The sequence below is a fragment of the Syntrophomonas sp. UBA1041 genome, assembly GCF_002316705.1.
In the GTDB taxonomy this organism is placed as follows: Bacteria; Bacillota; Syntrophomonadia; order Syntrophomonadales; family Syntrophomonadaceae; genus DTU019.
Map to the genome: position 1 here is coordinate 1 of NZ_DCEA01000068.1, position 16,354 is coordinate 16,354.

Here is a 16,354-nt window from a genome sequence, read left to right on the forward strand (position 1 = left end):
GCAGTATAATCGAAGAAGTTAAGTCCGGCGGCGGGAGCCTATCACTGATATGCTCCCGCCGCTTTATAGCGGCCATCACCCGCCGGATGCGGATAATCTACGGTCGGATCTCGGCGGAGTTTTATCGGCGGTGTATACTCTATATCTCAACTTTTTTCCTCAGCAGCTCAAGGGATTGCCGCGCAACAATTTTGCACGCAATTTGAGCCGTGGATAAGGCCGTAACTTATCAGACTTATCAGCAATTTCACTCTTGCTGTTTTAGTCTTATAAGGGTATAATACTGATATAAATTTGACTATCAGGAGTGAGAAAATTGGGTACAATAATTAAGTCATCAAGTGAGCTGCGGAAAAATTACAACAGTATCGCTGATATTTGCCGTAAAACAAAGGTCCCGGTATTTTTAACCAGAAATGGCGTCGGCGATACAGTTATCATGGATATTGAAACATTCAACCGGCGCGAGGATGATCTGGCGACAGCCGAGCGTTTGCTTGCGACGGAACGTTCCCGTTTGCTTGGAACTCAAGGATATACGGTTGATGAGTTCGAAAAAAACATGAGGGAAGCAATCGCTCGGGGAGCGGAGCATGGAAGGTAATGATAAAAAGCTATATCAAATAATTATTGCCTCCGATGCCAATGACAGAATGTATGACCATTTTGAGTTTTTAGCGCGTGTCAGCGTTAATGCGGCCAACCGGCTTTTGGATGGATTGCTTGAAGATATTCGGAATCTCCGGACCGATCCGTTCCGTTATCCCGCCTATAACCGTCCATATCTTCCAGTCGGCAAATACCATTATATACTATCAAACAAAAGGTATCGGATCGTTTATCAGATCATTGGCAATCAAGTGTTTGTGGATGATATACAGGATTGCCGGCAAGATGATGATAAGAGCAGCTTAAGTAAGTAATCGTAAATCATATTGAGAGGCGCTGTCCCTTACGGGGCAACGCCTCTCTTTTTGCTTTTCCGTATCGGATTGATAAACCAAATTTGGGAAAGTGGTGCGTCATCAAGGCATTACCCCGATTGCTTTCCAATAGGGAAGAAAGGCCATCAGCGTAAGAATCACTACGCCGGCATATACACAGGCAGCCTGCCGCAGATGTCGGGGATTCCATCCGTTGCCTTGCATGATGGATTCGGCCTGGGGAATCCAGGGTTGCTGATAACTGGTAAAGAACAATGTTCCCCCCAATGTAAATATCATCAGAACCATAGTCGGATGGATATGATAAGTATGGTAGAGCACGGGAGTGGCGGTGGCTAAAAAGGCTCCGATGGCGAACCCCCAGGTAACATCAATAAAACGAAGGGCAAAAAAGATCAGGGTCAGGCCCATTAAAAAAGTCAGGCTGCTCCTGGTTAAAAATGTTATCGCGTATCCCATGACCGGCTCTGCCCAGCCGGCGATCCCGGAGATAATGATAATATCCGGAAGCCCGATAATAACGCCAATAAAAAGAATAATATCCCAGCTGATTCCTGTCCCGATATCTTGTTTTCCTATTACTCTGGTGAGCAGAAAGATTAAAAATCCCAGCAGCATTATTTGAAAGGATGCCAGTCCCAGCAGCTTTTGCAAGGGCAGGCACAGCAATACGGCCAGGAGAGTTGTCAGCACTATTTTTTCGGATTTGCCGGTATTGCCCAAATTCAAATACAGGCTGGCAAACTTTTCCCGGGTTATATGCAGTTTTTCTTCAGGCCGCAGCATGAAGTATATGATAACAAAAAATGCGACGGTAATAAAAATCCACGGCAGCCCCATGACTTTAAACCATACGCCCTCTGTAGCTATTGACTGCATCTCTGCCGGTAAAAATCCGGTTAAAACCGGACCATATAAGGAACCGGTATACCAGCCGGTCCCGGGGAAAACAGCCGAAGCCCATGCTGTGATAACGATCAAGGAACGTCCGCGGGAGCCTTTGCTTAAATCGCAGGCATCGGCCACGCTGACGGCAATGGCGGTCATGATCAGGAAGCGGATGCCAATGGAAGGCGTCAGTAAGGAGAATACAGTTCCCAGTATCAACCATACCAACAGAATCCCCCTGTAGCTGGGATTTATGCTTTTCAGCATGAAAAAAGCTATTCTATTGCCTAAGCCGGACTTCTTTAAGGCAAATCCAAAGAACAGCGCCGGAATCAACAGCCATAACGAGGACCCGGCAAAACCTGCCGCAGCCTGATTGATCGATAGTCCGGACATGACACAGCCAACCAGTAATACGATCGTGCCAACCGCGAAAGGAATCCCCCCCGGTTTGAACATCCAGAAGGCCAGCGCCCCGATTATTGTCCCCATAACCTGATGCCCCGCAGCGTCCAGCCCGACAAAGGGTTTATACAGAGCAAAATATAACCCCGCCAGGCACAATAGAAACGTACCGATAAAGGGCAACGTTAAAAATTCTCTCTTTTGCAGAATATGTTCATCATTATTGGCGTTATCAATAAACTGGTTCACGGTATGACTTCCTTTCCGGCAATCATCAGTCCTGAATGGACAGCAGGCGGGCCAGATTCTTTCCTAAAATTTTTTCTTGGGCGGTTTGGCTGATCCGGGCGCACCTGACCTTGAGAATTTCGTGGACAGGATTGTTCATGGGAAGCTCGCCGCCATAAATAACCCGATCTTCTCCGATACTGTCAACCGCGGCAGCGATAGGAAATTCATACATCACGCCGGTGGTTCCCAATATAAGGTTGGGGCATTTGCGCGCCATTTTAATGGCTGCGCCGGTAAACACCATGGCGTCAAAACCCATATGTTCCATAATGATGGTCGCACGGGGGAAGTCCATGGCTACCAGGCCGACCTGCCAGGGAGTTGCATAAGGAGCCTCCCCCGAATGGAACATGACCGGAACGCCAAGTGCTTCCGCCATTTCCACCAGCGGGTAGACATAATGTTGGTCATCAGCCGCGCAAGCCGCGTATACCGGATGGATTTTGAGTCCTCTGGCCCCGTATTGGGTAACCGCCTCCTCGAAATCGTTCAGGGCATTTTTATCTTTGGGGTTGACTCCGGCAAAGGGAACCAATCGGTCCGGCGCCTGGTTGGCTTCGGCCAGCATCTGCTCGCCGCTATAATATTTTCCGGTGGAAGCGGTGGGCAATAATAGCGCTTTGTCGATCCCGGCCCTGTCCATGACTTCAAGCACTGCTTCAGCGGTAATCAACCGGTCGGCAAACTTGCTGTATCCTACATGCGCATGACAATCGAAAATCATGAAGCGTCCCCCCCTTACTCCACCGAAGTAGGCGCCAGGCCCAGTCTGTTCATCGTCTCGATATATTTGCGCACCCCGGCCGTCAAGTCGTTTTGGGGTTGATAGCCCAGATCCTGCCTGGCGGCTTCAATATCATAGATGCTGTAGGACGGGGTTGGAGAGCCGGTATGATTCAGACCGGGGCCGATATAATATTGAAAGTCCGGGAAAATGGTCCGGGCCGCAGCCGCGAAGTCTCTTAAGGTGTGTCCCCGGCCGGTTCCGATATTGTAGGCATTCCGGCGCAGGTTCTCCCGGGGGGCCAGAGCCGCCAGAACCACCCCTTCGCCGGCGTCGTCATATCCGATAAAATCATCGACCTGGTCCCCCCCAAACTCCCACCTGAAGGGCTGGCGCAGCATGGCGTTTTCAATAATCCTGCAGGGCAGCACCATCGGGGAATGGGGATTTTTCAGCAGACGTCCCGGGCCGTACATGGTGCTGAAACGAAGCGAGACAAACTCCAGGCCGTAACGATGGGAAAACTCGTTGCCCAACAGCTCGCCGTAATTTTTGGTAACGCCGTAAAAGCCCATCGGCTTATCGCGCTCATAGTTCTCATTAATCGGTTGGTAGTGCGGATGCCCGTATTCACCTGCGGCTACATTGTAGACAGCTTTGGAACTGATATTGACCACCCGTTTAATCCCGCCATCGAGCGCCGCCCATAAAATGTTTTCCGTAGCCCTGGTATTCATGGGAATCATTATTTTAGGATCCGAGGCGGACAATAATGCGGCCGTATGGATGATGCAGTGCACATTATATCGCTCCAGGATTGCATTTAGAGGCTCGGCGGAAGCGGCATCGCCTTTTACAAAAATAACTTCAGCTTTAATATCAGCCAGCAAGGTGTAATCTTCTTTAATGTCTAAAACGATCGGCGTCTCTCCCCGGTCAACCAGATTTCTGGATATGGCGGAGCCTAAAGCTCCCGCGCCCCCGGTTATTAAGTACGACATCGATTCATCTCCTTTAAGCCGAGGATATTTATTAAAAGTCCCCGCTTGATTAATAAATGGATTGCTTCTTTCTATGAACTTAACCGCATGCTCTCCTTCTCCATCCGTTTGAGCGCTTCTTTATCCGGTTTCTTGACCTTGGTTTTGGGAATACTGTCTATAAACTCCACGATTTTAGGCACTTTGTAGGCAATCAGCCTTTCCCGGCAATAAGCTCTTACTTCTTCGGCGCTTAATGTTTCACCAGGCTTTAAAACTACGAAACTCTTGGGCACTTCCCCTAATCGAGGCTCGGGGATACCGATCGTGCAGGCCTCAAAGATCTTGGGATGGGTAAACAAAAGCTCGTCAATCTCCCGAGGGTAAACGTTAAACCCGCCGACAATGATCATGTCTTTTTTCCGGTCGACCAGATATAAAAACCCGTCGTTGTCCATGCAGCCTATATCTCCGCTGTACAGCCAGCCATTGCGGATAGCATGGGCCGTCTCCTCCGGATACTCCCAATACTCTTTGATTACCTGGGGGCCCCGGATAATAATCTCTCCTTTATGGTCAGGCGGCAATACCTGGGTACCGTCAACCGGGTCGACAATCAATACGTCGGTATCCGATATAGGTATGCCGATACTTCCTAATTTGCCTTCGGTGGCAACCGGGCTCATGGTTGCTAGCCCGACACATTCCGACATGCCATACCCTTCTATAAGTTTCGCCCGGCTGATTTTTTTAAACTGCATGATGGTTTCCCGGGCGGTGGAAGCTCCGCCATAGATTACGATTTCCAGAGCGCCTATTTTAGACCCTTTAATATCAGGATGATGGAGCAGTCCGTTCATCAGGGCCGGCACCGTGGCCCACATGGTGGGCTCGTATTGATTAACCGCCGCCATAATTTTTTCCGTGGTCGGAGTATCCACTATAACCACCGAGCCGCCATTGACAAGACCCCAGTTGATGCCAAAGTTAATGCCCATAATATGCGTCATCGGCGCACAGATCAGATTCCGGGTCTCCGGTTTTTTCAAGGCGGCAGCGAACCAATTGTAAAATGCATGTTGTTCTCCGACCAAGGCCCGGTTGGTGTGGCAGCACCCCTTGCTGATACCGGTGGTGCCTCCGGTGTAAAGGAGTAGGGCGAAGTCTTCCGGGAGAACCGTTATATCCGGCTCAATATCTTCTTCGTTGTTTATAAGCCGATAAAAATCGTATACCTGATCTTCATTACTATCTTCGCTGTACCCCAAAACTACAATTTTCTTAATTGAAGTTTCTTTTTGATGCATTAATTTAATTATTTTATCCGCATTTTCCTGATCCACGATGATTGTCCCGGCACGGTGATTGTTTACATTGCTCCTGATTTCGGCTTCGGTACTGCGCGGATTATAGCCGACCGCAATCATGCCGGTTTTATAGCAGGCCATAAAGGAGATGATTGTTTCCGGGATATTAGGCAATATAATGCTGATGCGGTCGCCCTTTCCGCATCCCAGTCCGAGTAAGGCGTTGGCCAGCTTGCAGGCTAATCCATTGCTCTCCCGGTAGGTCAATACCTGATCATGATAAATAATATGAGCCTGATGGGGCTTGGCCGCAACCAGCTGTTTTATCGTATCCTTTATGGTCAACCCGGAGGCCGGCAGGGTTCGTTCAACCTTGCCGTCATATTGCGTTAACCACAGATTCTCCGCCTGTAAAGCACTTTCATCAAAATTGGTATCATCAGACATAATCGTAACCTCCGCTTCAATAATTAAGCCAATCCTGCCATCCCACTCTTGATTTCAACAACTCCGTTTATATCCGGGCAAAACGGTATATCCCGTCATCTCTCCCATACTTTTACTTGAGGATGCGGTTTTCTAGCATAACTTCCGGCTGAAGGCAAGAGCGGTTTATTATCGGCGGGGCAGACCCTTTAAGCAGCTTATCCCCCAGTTTTAATGAGGCATAGCCAATAAAGAAGGTTATGACCATTAATAGGACTCCTATCCCCAGGGCGAAGGTATAACTGCCGGTGAAATCAATAATAAAACCCCAGAGGGCCGCGCTGAAAGCGGCACAGAAAGAAGCAACCATAGCAACCACCGAGAAGATCTGGCTGTAATCGCGACTGCCAAAAATTCCTCGGGTCATTAACGAAGTGGTAACGGTTGCTCCGGCAAAGAAAATGCCAAACATGAACGCACCGGCGTACAGAATCCAGATTCCTTGGGTGCCGAAGAGAGCCATCGCTCCTATTCCGATAATGCCTGAGCCGACGGCAGCAGTCATACCAGCTTTAACACTCATGTCATTGATATATCCCAATAGTATTTTGCCGCTCATCTGTCCTATCATAACCGCCGCAGCTACCGTTGAGGCCAGCGTTATGGACAATCCGAGGGATCCGGCATAAGAAGGGATATAATAATTCAGCGTAATCCCGATATCCATCATCCCCGCATACACCGCCAGGAAATATAAGGCCGGACTTTTAAGGGCGGTGCTCATCGAAATCCCGGCAATACCAGCTTCCGCGCCATTGTTTCGGCCAGACGCGGTATTGCGGTAAGGCTGCAGCCCTTTGTCCCCGGGAAAACTCCTGATAACAAAAATAGTAAAAGGCAATCCCACCGCGGCGGCAATCGTGCCAAAAGCAAAATAACCGGTTCTCCATCCGAATGTATCGATAAGATAACCGCCGATAGGATTAAAGATTATGCCGCCGATGCCGGTGAAAGCCAAGCATAATCCGACAAACAGTCCAACTTTATCTTTAAACCAGCGGTCAATCAGGGTAGGCACCATTAAATACAGGAGTACGGAATTAGCCACGCCAATCAAAAAACCGGCGATATAAAACTGGTACAATTCCGCAAACCCGGACATGGCCATCAAACTGCCGGCCACCAACAGCACACAGGCAGTAAGAATAGCCCGGGCATCATATTTGGCCAGGATTCTGCCGGCAAAAGGCATAGCAAAAGTCATAGCCAGATACTGAACGGTCATATAGAAGCCGAATTGTCCCTTTCCGACCCCCAGTTCAGTGCTTACCGGAGTAAAGAATATACCGGCGGTATTGAAGGATAGCGTCGTTGGCGCCAGACACAGAGCACAGCAGGCGACTACTATCAAATATCCATAATGAAATCCAGCCTTATTCCGCTCAGACAGCATAAAGTTCCTCTCCCTTCCTTTCATCAAGACAACGACAGGGGGGCCGATCCAGGCCTCATAGAGTAATGAGGCCTGAATCTAATCGTCCGGGGGTTAAGCCAGCGTCAAATTGCTGATATCTTACCAACCGTAATCCAGAGCCCCTGAGCTATGCTTCGCGGGGCAGGTTTTTGCCTATTTTCATGGCGCCAATTCCCAGAACAAAACACAGCGCCATTATGCATATGTCAATCCCTAAAGTGGGCAAATAACTTCCGGTGGCATCAAAAATGAAGCCCCAAATGGCTGAGCCAAAGGCGGCCAGGAAGGCACAGGCCATGGTAACATAGGAGTATATCTGGCTGTAATCCCGATCGCCGAAGATAAAGCGGGCCATCATCGGGGTGGTGGTGGTGGCGCTGGCAAAAAAGATCCCGAAGAATACCCCGGCGGCTAAAATAACCCACAAACCATGGCTGGCAAACAGCATAAGGGCGCCCAGGCCGATAATACCCGAGCTCAGACCCGTAACCATGGCCATCGGAACGCTCTTGTCATTCAGCCAGCCCAGGCCGATCTTGCCGAACAATGACCCAAACATCACTGTCGAAGCCAGGGTTGCCCCTACCGTAAGAGGCATGCCCAGCGTCCCGACATAAGAGGGCAGGTAATAGTTCACCGTCAGCCCCAGATTAACCAGCCCCGCATAGAAAGCCATCAGATACAGGGCCGGACTTTTAACGGCGGTCCGGACGGAAACACCGGTAAGCTTCACCGGCGCAGATTCATCAACCTCTCCCTCGCCATAAGGCTGTAATCCTTTGTCGCTGGGATAGCTCCTTATAACGAACAAGGTGAACGGCAAGGCGATCACCGCGGCTATAATGCCGAAAGTTAAGTATCCTGTTCTCCATCCGTAATCAGTTATCAGTTGCCCTCCGATAGGGTTGAAAATTATGCCCCCTACCCCGGTAAACGCCATACAAAGGCCTACCCATAGGCCCACATTTTTTTTGAACCAGCGGCCGATCAGAACCGGCACTACCAAATACAGAATCCAGGCGTTGGCTACGCCGATAAGAAAACCGGCCACATAAAAAGAATAAACCGAGTGGAAGGTCGACATCGCCATCAAACTGCCGGCGACCATGATAACCGCTGTGGTAAGAATAAGTCTCGCGTCATATTTATTGAGCATCTTTCCCGCCAAAGGCAGCACCAAAAACATGGTCAGATACTCAATGGTCATATACAGGCCGAAATCCCCCTTGCCGACTCCCAGCTCCTTGCTTACCGAATCATAAAATATTCCTGCGGTATTAAAGGAAAAGCAGCACGGTCCCAGCATCAGGACGCAACAGGCGATGACAATTAAATATCCGTAATGAAACCCCGGTGTTTTCTTTTCATTCATAATGACCACTCCTTTACTATGGTTTGGTGTATAATTCTTCGCCAAGACAGGCTTCAACAGCTTTCAGGCGGCTGGGCGCAAGGCGCCGGCTATGGGGCAGATCCCTATCCCCAGCGGTACTCTATTCCGAAGGTTCCCTGGGGAAACTCCCATTTCTCCAGGATGGTGTTACCGCATAATATCCGGCAGGTCCCGCACTCCAGACAGCCGGCATAGTCAAACTGAATGCGTCCTTTATCGTCTTGTTGGTACAGACCGGCCGGACATGCCAGCATAAGCTTGCGAAATTCATCGGATTCCGTTGCAGCGTTTTGTTTTAGTACAATGTGAGCGTCCTCTTCATTGACGTAAAACTTGTTTAAGGATAATTTGGCGTCTACGTTCACCGTGCTCATATTGAACGCGCTCCTTTCCAAGCGTCTCCCGCAATCTTTAACAAGCCTACCTTGTCCGCGTGCTTCATCATCGTCTTAAGCAGGGTCCGGGAAGGTTGTCCGTCCATTACGAACAGTTCGGCCATTATGCCCTCCAGTAATCCGGGATAGTCCGAGAATATCCGGGGGGTTGTTTCCAAAAAATGCGGAAACTTGCGGTACAGCTTCATATCCTGCAAAACAAAGGATTCCTCCAGATAGGCCTTATATATTTGCAGGTCGCTTTCGCTGTAGTCACCTCCTTGGCCAGCCTCGATTACTGCCCGGGCCGCGCATTCTCCGGAAGCTACCGCAAAATCCATTCCCCGCACCGCATAACCGAGATTCACGCAGAATCCTGCCGCATCGCCTGCCACCAGAACGCCGCCGCCTATCAGCCGGGGCATCATTTCCCATCCGCCTTCCGGCACCAGGTGTCCCGAATATTCAACCAAGCGGCCTCCTTTTATTAAGGGAGCCACGGCAGGATGAGCCTTGAAATCTTCCATTAATTGCGGTACCGTCTTTGGTCCCTTGATTAAATCACTTAAAGTACACACGACCCCTAAGGAAACACTCTCTTTATTGGTGTAAAGAAATCCGCCCCCAGTCCGTCCGCCAGAAGGAAATCCGGCGAACATACATGCCGTCCCTTCGGTTTCATTGCACTGAAAACGCTCCTGGATCAGTTCGGCCGGCAGCTCGATCAGTTCTTTTACCCCCACGGCTACATGGCTTGGCTTGAATTCCTGCCTCAGTCCGGCTTGTTGCGCCAACAGTGAATTAACTCCGTCTGCCAGAATGGTCACCCGTGCTTCGAGCTGGTCGGTTCCGGCTATAACCCCGCCTACCTTTCCATCGCGCATGATGAGCTTATCGACACAAATTCCGGTTACAATTTCTACTCCGGCTTCTTCGGCTTTCTCCGCCAGCCACTGATCGAAAACCCCTCGCAGCACTGAATAAGAATCGCTCCCCGGCATTCCCAGCAAGGACGACTGAAAATCCAAACCCATACTGCTTTTTTCAGTCATCATAAACACCTTTTCCCGGGTAATCTTTCTTTCCACCGGCGCTTCCTTGGCGAAGCCGGGCATAATCTTTTCCAGACTGTGACTGTATATCCGTCCCCCGGTCATGTTCTTACTGCCCGGGTAGTTGCCCCGTTCGATTAACAATACCTGCAATCCCTCGCGGCCTAAAAGGCAGGCGGCCACAGTTCCTGCTATACCTGCGCCAACGACAATTACATCAAATCTTTCGTCCGGCATCCTTTCACCTCGCTTTCGCTCACTAATCGAGCCCAATCTTTATCATGATCATCCGAAGTGTTTAAGCAGAGCCGGGACGACTTTATATAGATCCCCTACAATTCCGTAATCAGACTGCTTAAAAATAGGCGCATTTTTTTCCTTGTTGACAGCGATTACGAGTTTGGAGCGGTTGATCCCGACGGTATGCTGAATTTGCCCCGAGATTCCGATGGCTATATATATCTCCGGAGCTATCATTAATCCGGATACCCCCAGGTAGGTCTCTTTGGGCATCCATTTCTCGGCTTCGGCAATCGGTCTGGTACAGCCGATTTCCCCGTTCACCGCCCGGGCCAACTGTCTAATCATCTCCAGATCCTTTTGCTCGGCTATCCCGCGGCCAACCCCGACCACCACCCTGGCGCCGGGCAGGTCGACCGCCATGCTTTCTTTTTCTTCCCGGGCGATCCGTTTTACTCTGATCCCGGGTTCAATGAACTGAACCGTTTTCTCTTCCCGGACAGCTGTCTCTGTCGCCGTTCCGGCTTTCCAGAGTCCACTGCCGGCCATGGCTATGGTGCAGCCGGAAGCCGCTTTTTCAGTGCGCAGGGCCGCCCCGCCGTATACCATGCGTTCGGCTGCCAGGTCTTCCCCCAGTTCCAGGATGTCGGTTATCACACTCGTACCCAGCAAAGCCGCGATTCGACCCGCTATAAGCTTGTAGCGTTTAGTAGGCTCCACGATTACCAGCCCGGGCTGCTCCTGTTTAATCAGCGCGGCGATGGTTTCCGTATAATCTTCCAGCAGGGCATTCTCTTGAGCCGGTATATGCCAAATGGTATCGGCGGCCGGCTTCAATCGATCGCCTATTATTACCGCTTCGACCTGCGCTGAGATCTGACTCGCGCCCGCGCACAATTCCGTAAGAGCTTTCTGGGTTTCAGCCAGCACTATGATTCTCATGCTTTCACCTCCCTATTTCGCCAATACGGCGGAGAGTTTACTGATAAACTCCTGTATGGCGTCGTCGGTATCGCCCTCGACGATATCCTGTTTACGTTCAACCTGCCGGGGAGCCCTGGTATCAATAACTTCAATAGTACGGGGCGGTTCCGGTATTCCTATATCCTCCAGCGCCCATACCGTCGACGGCTTTTTCCCGGCTGCCAGGATATGGTTCATCGTCGCTATGCGCGGCAGGTTGATATCTGTGGTGACCGTAACTAAGGCAGGAAGGGTAATTTCCAGAGTTTCCACTTCATTTTCAAGGGTTCTTTGCACCACTATTTTCCCATCCGCGGCAGTGATTTTGCTGATAGCGTTAATTGCGGGTATATTTAACAATTGCCCCAATTGAGGCCCTACCTGCTGCGCATACAGATCAGACGACCCTTCCCCGCACAATATCAGGTCGTATTCTCCGATCTTTTCAATCGCCGCCTTTAAAACCTCGGCGGTCTGATGGGTATCCAAGCCCTGCAATCGGTCGTCGGCCACCATTGCCAGGCTTCCCGGGCCCCGGGACAAAATGTTCTTTTTTAATTTGGGGCTGTCTATACTGCCGGCCCCTGCACTTAACGCGATGAGCTCGCCGCCGCATTCCTCCAGCAGCTGGGCTCCGGCTTCAACACCGTTGAGATCATAAGCGCTTATGGTAGGCTTGGCTCGGTCAAATGACAATTCCCCGTCGGCTTTAATTGCAATATCCTGTTCCTCGGGTACAACCTTAAAGCAAGTAATTATCTTCATATACTTTTACTTTCACCTCTCTAGCGTGAGCTTGTTCAATAGCATGGGCCTGCCCAATATTCAACTTCAGGGCATTGGCATTTAGCCGCCTATCTGGAGTAATCCAATCGTTCATCTTTGGCGATAATGGTCTTGGCGTATAGTTCCTGTATCTCTTCCGGTGAATAGCCAATCTCTCCCAATATTTCTTCGTTATTCTCGCCAAAGCTGGGCGAAGGCCGCCACACTCTCCCCGGATAGTTCTTAAACTTCGGCAGCGGACCCACGGCCCTGAGTTTGGTCCCTTTGACCGTTTCCCATTCTTCGATGACCTTGCGCGCCTTAACATGGGGATCGTTTTCCAGGTCTGCAAAACTGTTGATCTTGGATACCGGCAAGCCGGCCGCCTGCATTTCCTGCTCCGCTTCCAGAACGGTTCTGGCGGCGAAATAGGCGTGCAGCGCCTTCATAAAGGCCGCTCCCGGCGCGGTATCGATCTGGTAAATCGCCTTACCGGCCGGAAAAGTTTCCGACCCGTATTCCAAGCCCAGGAATTTAACCGCATTCCTTACTACGTTCACCCCGGAAAAGCAGCAGTAAAGATATTTACCGTCTTTGCATTCAAAGGGTCCCCAGCCCGCAATCATTGATTTATCACCGGTCTTGGGAAACTCTTTTTGGAAGGAGAAGTAATCTACCGAGAAAATACTGGTACGCATCATCAGTTCGTATTGAGCTACGTCGATGCTGTCGCCTTTTCCGCTTTGCCGGGCCTTATGCCAGGCGGCTAAAATAGCCACCGCCGTATATAAGGCAGTGGTATAGTCGGCTTGATACGGTCCCGTCGCATAAGGCGGCGTGACCGGGTTGGTGTTTTCATACATGTATCCCGAAAAAGCCTGGGCCGTGGCGTCAAAAGAAGGCCGGCCCACATATTCCGGAACGCCGCTCTGCCCGTACCCGGAAACATGCGCTATTACCAGCCGGGGGTTAACCTGCCAAAGCACCTCGTCACTCAATCCAAACCGGTCGAACTGGCCTCCCTTGGAAGATTCCAGAAAGACGTCCGCATCTTTGATAAGCTTCAAAAGGATCTCTTTTCCTTCCGGGGTACCGATCTGCAAGGCCAGAGCTCTCTGGTTGCGCCGTTCCGACTCCAATTGAATGTTATGGGTGAACCTGGTATAATCGGGCATCAATGCGTTCTCGATCCAGATTACATCCGCGCCGTATTCGGCCAGAACGGTGGCGGCCAAAGGGCCGGCGAGGGAGCTTGATGCATGGACAATGCGCAAATCAGACAAATTTCCAAACTCCGGCAACTTTTGATTTTTCCACATATTCATTACCTCCCGAAAAATACCGGTTTATTTTGCGTATTTTTTCAGTATCTGCCGGCCCGCTATATGGACCATTATTTCATCCGTCCCCCCGGACATGGAGTTGCCGCGAGCGTCTTTCCAAATTCTGCCGACCCTGGTCTCCGTGGTATAGCCGATTCCTCCCAATATCTGCATAGCCTCGGAGCAAACTTCGGTTGCCGCCAGCGAGAGGTACCGTTTGCACAAGGCGCTGTTCAAGCGTACCGGGATGCCGTTGTCAAATTCCCAGGCCGTTTTATACAGCAGGTTTCTCATGTTCTGAAGTTTGATTTCCATATCGGTGAGTTTTTGCTGAATCATTTGGAAATTGCCGAGCGGCTGACCAAAAGCGATTCTCTGTCCGGCATAGGCGGCCGCGTCTTCCATGGCTGCCTGGGCCAGACCCAGACTGTGGGCCGAAATCATCAAGCGTTCTATTTCAAAGTTTTGCATCAGCTGCAGGAAGCCTTGCCCCTTTACGCCTAATAGTGCGCTTTCATCTACCTCTACATTGTCCAGGTACACTTCACAAAAATTGGTAATCTCCTGCCCGATTTTATGCAAAGGCGCCAGCTTAACTCCCGGAGCCTCTCTGGGAACCAGCCACATGGACATGTTCCTGTTCTCAGGAGAAGGATCTTCGTCTTTGGCGATAACCATGATCAAAGGAGCCGTTTCAGCATGGCTCACCATCGTCTTCGTGCCGTTAATAACAACTTTGCCGTTACCCAGCCATTTGGCGGTGGCCTGCATGGAAGCGTTGTCAGAACCGGCTACCGGTTCGGATAAGGCCAGGGAAAAACACTGCTGGCCGGTTTGCTTGTACATTTCCATCCCCATTTTGACTTGCTCCGGGGTCCCGAATTCCGCAATATCATACATTGCCAGACCATAAGACATAAAAGGCATGGTTGCACCCGCTGATCTTATAAGCTCTTCGACAACCAGTACCAGGGTCATGGCGTCTGAAGGAATTCCACCGTATTCCTCCGGTATAAACATGTACCCGAAACCGGCATCCAGATAAGCTTTGCATACGTCCTCGGCAACTCTTCTGTCCCGGTACCACTGTTGAATTTTTTCCTCAGTGATCTCCCTGGCGCAAAACTCGCGCAGATTTTCCAGCATCAGTTCTTGCTCGTCGGTCATCCTGAAATCCATACAAAATCCTCCAATCTTAATACTTAGAACCATAATAAGAAAGTTACAGTTTTCACTATCTTCACTTCACATACAGTTTACATTCTCAAGAAACTTTAGAGTCAATAAGGAAAATGTTAAATATGTTACGCATTCGTTAACCAATAGTAAAGCGAAAAATGCGGTTTTTTGCCGTAATCCCTATAAACTTGAAATGCTACACTTTTGATATTTAGAAAATATTTTTGCTGTCCATCCGAAAAAATTTTATTTTGTTTCCCCCTGTCTTTTGGTCTCCATAGCTCTTTCCTGTCAACCTTAAAGATGCTTTAACGTTCGCCCTTCCCCGCCTTGCATATCAATCTTGAAGATGCTTTAATGTTGATATGATTAAGAGCAGCGGAGGTTCTTATGAAGCATAAAATTGGCGATATTGCCAAGCTAATGGGGCTCACGCCTGAGGCTATCCGTTATTATGAAAAAATGGGCATTATCTGCCCGATAAAAGCTCATGACTCCGGTTATCGCTATTATGATGTTTGGGATATCCATGTGCTCGTCCGGGCCCGGGTCTACCGCCAGTATGGATTTTCAATGAGTGAGACGGTGGATCTGATCAGCAAGTATGAACCCGCAGATATTGTGTCAAGTCTCTCCGCGGAGGAAGAGGACCTCCAAGAGACTATCATCTGGAATTTAAACCTTCTCCAGCAGTTGCGGGAAATGCAGCAGATTATTAATGATGCCGTAAGCAGCATCGGAAAATATTACATTCAACTGCGTCCCGCTATGTACTTTTTGAAAACTCAAGATGGCTACGAACTGATTGATTCCCGCCTCGAACTCTACCGGGATTGGATTGAAAAAGTCCCCTTTGTTTTTCCGGGCGGCATTTACGGAAAGGATGTTTGTGAGAACCGTGGAAATGAATTTGCGTTTGGATTGATCGTCGAAAGGAGATACGCCCCGCTGCTGAACATTGACAAGACTGATGATATTGTCTACTTACCTTCCTGTCCGAGTATTTACATTTCATTTCAGTCCGGATCCCAGAAGATACTTAGCCCCCAAACGTTTGCTCCCGCTATCGAGTTCATGAATTCGCGGAATTTGGAATTAAACGGTGACGTTGTCAGCCGCGTAGCGCTAATGAAGCGCACCGGCAACGAGTACCTGAGCTGGCATCAGGCGTGGCTGCCTTTCGAATATGAAACGACCCGCATCAGCGATAAGGATAAAGTACTGCTTAACAACAAGTAATAACTTGATGCAGACCGCGAGCTATCGCGGCCGCAGCAAAAATTCACCAAATTGTCATGACCATCGGTGGTACCCGTCTAACAAAGTCAGAGTCAGCCGGCTTATTTTGCGATGGGAATAATTGGAAGAGCGATTGTACGTGCCTATTATCTTGGTTGCCTGGATTCCTGCTGCTTGGCCGTAATCTCGGCCATCCGTAAATCGCGGCCCGGTCTGCCGAAGCATTCGATGACATCCAGTTGGTCCAGCAGGCCACTTTCACGCGCGCACAGGGGTTGCATGGTGCATATTCTTTCGTGGCAGAGCCACCTGTTCCGGGAAATGGGAGCCACTGCTCCGACAAAAATGAGCCACCATTATGTTTGCAGAGCCACCAGCTGTGCTGGCA

15 protein-coding genes are annotated in these 16,354 nt (G+C 49.9%); 3 read left to right on the forward strand and 12 right to left on the reverse strand.

Annotation, left to right across the window (positions count from 1 at the left end):
- Positions 1 to 316 precede the first annotated feature (316 nt).
- Positions 317 to 604 carry a type II toxin-antitoxin system Phd/YefM family antitoxin gene (locus B2633_RS10025; protein WP_483170496.1) on the forward strand — a complete coding sequence of 96 codons (288 nt, stop codon included), beginning with the start codon at positions 317 to 319 and terminating at the stop codon, positions 602 to 604.
- A complete protein-coding gene (locus B2633_RS10030) occupies positions 594 to 923 on the forward strand; it encodes a type II toxin-antitoxin system RelE/ParE family toxin (protein WP_483170497.1) in 330 nt (109 codons plus the stop codon). Before B2633_RS10025 ends, B2633_RS10030 begins: the two co-directional genes overlap by 11 nt.
- Positions 924 to 1,025: 102 nt before the next feature.
- Here the strand turns inward: B2633_RS10030 and B2633_RS10035 are convergent, their stop codons facing one another.
- From B2633_RS10035 to B2633_RS10090, 12 genes are all read right to left on the reverse strand, one after another.
- A complete protein-coding gene (locus B2633_RS10035) occupies positions 1,026 to 2,486 on the reverse strand; it encodes an SLC13 family permease (protein WP_483170499.1) in 1,461 nt (486 codons plus the stop codon).
- A 25-nt stretch (positions 2,487 to 2,511) separates the two neighbouring features.
- Complete coding sequence (locus B2633_RS10040; protein ID WP_483170501.1) at positions 2,512 to 3,252, reverse strand: amidohydrolase family protein; 741 nt, start codon at positions 3,250 to 3,252, stop codon at positions 2,512 to 2,514.
- 14 nt (positions 3,253 to 3,266) lie between these two features.
- Entirely contained in the window at positions 3,267 to 4,253 is a 987-nt protein-coding gene (locus tag B2633_RS10045) for an NAD-dependent epimerase/dehydratase family protein (RefSeq protein WP_483170502.1), read from the reverse strand.
- A 71-nt stretch (positions 4,254 to 4,324) separates the two neighbouring features.
- Entirely contained in the window at positions 4,325 to 5,986 is a 1,662-nt protein-coding gene (locus B2633_RS10050; protein ID WP_483170503.1) for a class I adenylate-forming enzyme family protein, read from the reverse strand.
- Between the two features lie 112 nt (positions 5,987 to 6,098).
- The gene (locus B2633_RS10055) at positions 6,099 to 7,418 is read right to left on the reverse strand and encodes an MFS transporter (RefSeq protein WP_483170504.1); all 1,320 of its coding nucleotides are present in this window, start codon (positions 7,416 to 7,418) and stop codon (positions 6,099 to 6,101) included.
- Positions 7,419 to 7,566: 148 nt separating this feature from the next.
- Positions 7,567 to 8,811: an MFS transporter gene (locus B2633_RS10060; protein ID WP_483170505.1), complete on the reverse strand. Its 1,245-nt coding sequence runs from the start codon at positions 8,809 to 8,811 to the stop codon at positions 7,567 to 7,569.
- 104 nt (positions 8,812 to 8,915) lie between these two features.
- A complete protein-coding gene (locus B2633_RS10065) occupies positions 8,916 to 9,206 on the reverse strand; it encodes a 4Fe-4S dicluster domain-containing protein (protein ID WP_483170507.1) in 291 nt (96 codons plus the stop codon).
- A complete protein-coding gene (locus B2633_RS10070) occupies positions 9,203 to 10,495 on the reverse strand; it encodes an FAD-dependent oxidoreductase (protein ID WP_483170508.1) in 1,293 nt (430 codons plus the stop codon). The genes B2633_RS10065 and B2633_RS10070 overlap by 4 nt, the downstream gene beginning before the upstream one ends.
- A 48-nt stretch (positions 10,496 to 10,543) precedes the next feature.
- Complete coding sequence (locus B2633_RS10075; RefSeq protein WP_483170509.1) at positions 10,544 to 11,440, reverse strand: electron transfer flavoprotein subunit alpha/FixB family protein; 897 nt, start codon at positions 11,438 to 11,440, stop codon at positions 10,544 to 10,546.
- Positions 11,441 to 11,452: 12 nt separating this feature from the next.
- Positions 11,453 to 12,226: an electron transfer flavoprotein gene (locus B2633_RS10080; RefSeq protein ID WP_483170510.1), complete on the reverse strand. Its 774-nt coding sequence runs from the start codon at positions 12,224 to 12,226 to the stop codon at positions 11,453 to 11,455.
- Between the two features lie 89 nt (positions 12,227 to 12,315).
- A complete protein-coding gene (locus B2633_RS10085; protein ID WP_483170511.1) occupies positions 12,316 to 13,545 on the reverse strand; it encodes a CoA transferase in 1,230 nt (409 codons plus the stop codon).
- Between the two features lie 27 nt (positions 13,546 to 13,572).
- Positions 13,573 to 14,727: an acyl-CoA dehydrogenase family protein gene (locus tag B2633_RS10090; protein WP_483170512.1), complete on the reverse strand. Its 1,155-nt coding sequence runs from the start codon at positions 14,725 to 14,727 to the stop codon at positions 13,573 to 13,575.
- A 390-nt stretch (positions 14,728 to 15,117) separates the two neighbouring features.
- Between B2633_RS10090 and B2633_RS10095 the strand changes: the two genes are divergently transcribed.
- On the forward strand, positions 15,118 to 15,966 hold the full coding sequence (locus B2633_RS10095) for a MerR family transcriptional regulator (protein WP_483170514.1): 849 nt from the start codon (positions 15,118 to 15,120) through the stop codon (positions 15,964 to 15,966).
- Positions 15,967 to 16,354: the final 388 nt, after the last annotated feature.

Excerpts from the sequence above, each read along its gene's own strand:
- B2633_RS10060 (WP_483170505.1), bottom strand. The coding sequence starts at position 8,811 with ATGAATGAAAAGAAAACACCGGGGTTTCATTACGGATATTTAATTGTC.
- B2633_RS10080 (WP_483170510.1), bottom strand. The coding sequence starts at position 12,226 with ATGAAGATAATTACTTGCTTTAAGGTTGTACCCGAGGAACAGGATATT.
- B2633_RS10085 (WP_483170511.1), bottom strand. The coding sequence starts at position 13,545 with ATGTGGAAAAATCAAAAGTTGCCGGAGTTTGGAAATTTGTCTGATTTG.
- B2633_RS10095 (WP_483170514.1), top strand. The coding sequence starts at position 15,118 with ATGAAGCATAAAATTGGCGATATTGCCAAGCTAATGGGGCTCACGCCT.
- B2633_RS10045 (WP_483170502.1), bottom strand. The coding sequence starts at position 4,253 with ATGTCGTACTTAATAACCGGGGGCGCGGGAGCTTTAGGCTCCGCCATA.
- B2633_RS10050 (WP_483170503.1), bottom strand. The coding sequence starts at position 5,986 with ATGTCTGATGATACCAATTTTGATGAAAGTGCTTTACAGGCGGAGAAT.
- B2633_RS10090 (WP_483170512.1), bottom strand. The coding sequence starts at position 14,727 with ATGGATTTCAGGATGACCGACGAGCAAGAACTGATGCTGGAAAATCTG.
- B2633_RS10065 (WP_483170507.1), bottom strand. The coding sequence starts at position 9,206 with ATGAGCACGGTGAACGTAGACGCCAAATTATCCTTAAACAAGTTTTAC.
- B2633_RS10055 (WP_483170504.1), bottom strand. The coding sequence starts at position 7,418 with ATGCTGTCTGAGCGGAATAAGGCTGGATTTCATTATGGATATTTGATA.
- B2633_RS10075 (WP_483170509.1), bottom strand. The coding sequence starts at position 11,440 with ATGAGAATCATAGTGCTGGCTGAAACCCAGAAAGCTCTTACGGAATTG.
- B2633_RS10030 (WP_483170497.1), top strand. The coding sequence starts at position 594 with ATGGAAGGTAATGATAAAAAGCTATATCAAATAATTATTGCCTCCGAT.
- B2633_RS10040 (WP_483170501.1), bottom strand. The coding sequence starts at position 3,252 with ATGATTTTCGATTGTCATGCGCATGTAGGATACAGCAAGTTTGCCGAC.
- B2633_RS10070 (WP_483170508.1), bottom strand. The coding sequence starts at position 10,495 with ATGCCGGACGAAAGATTTGATGTAATTGTCGTTGGCGCAGGTATAGCA.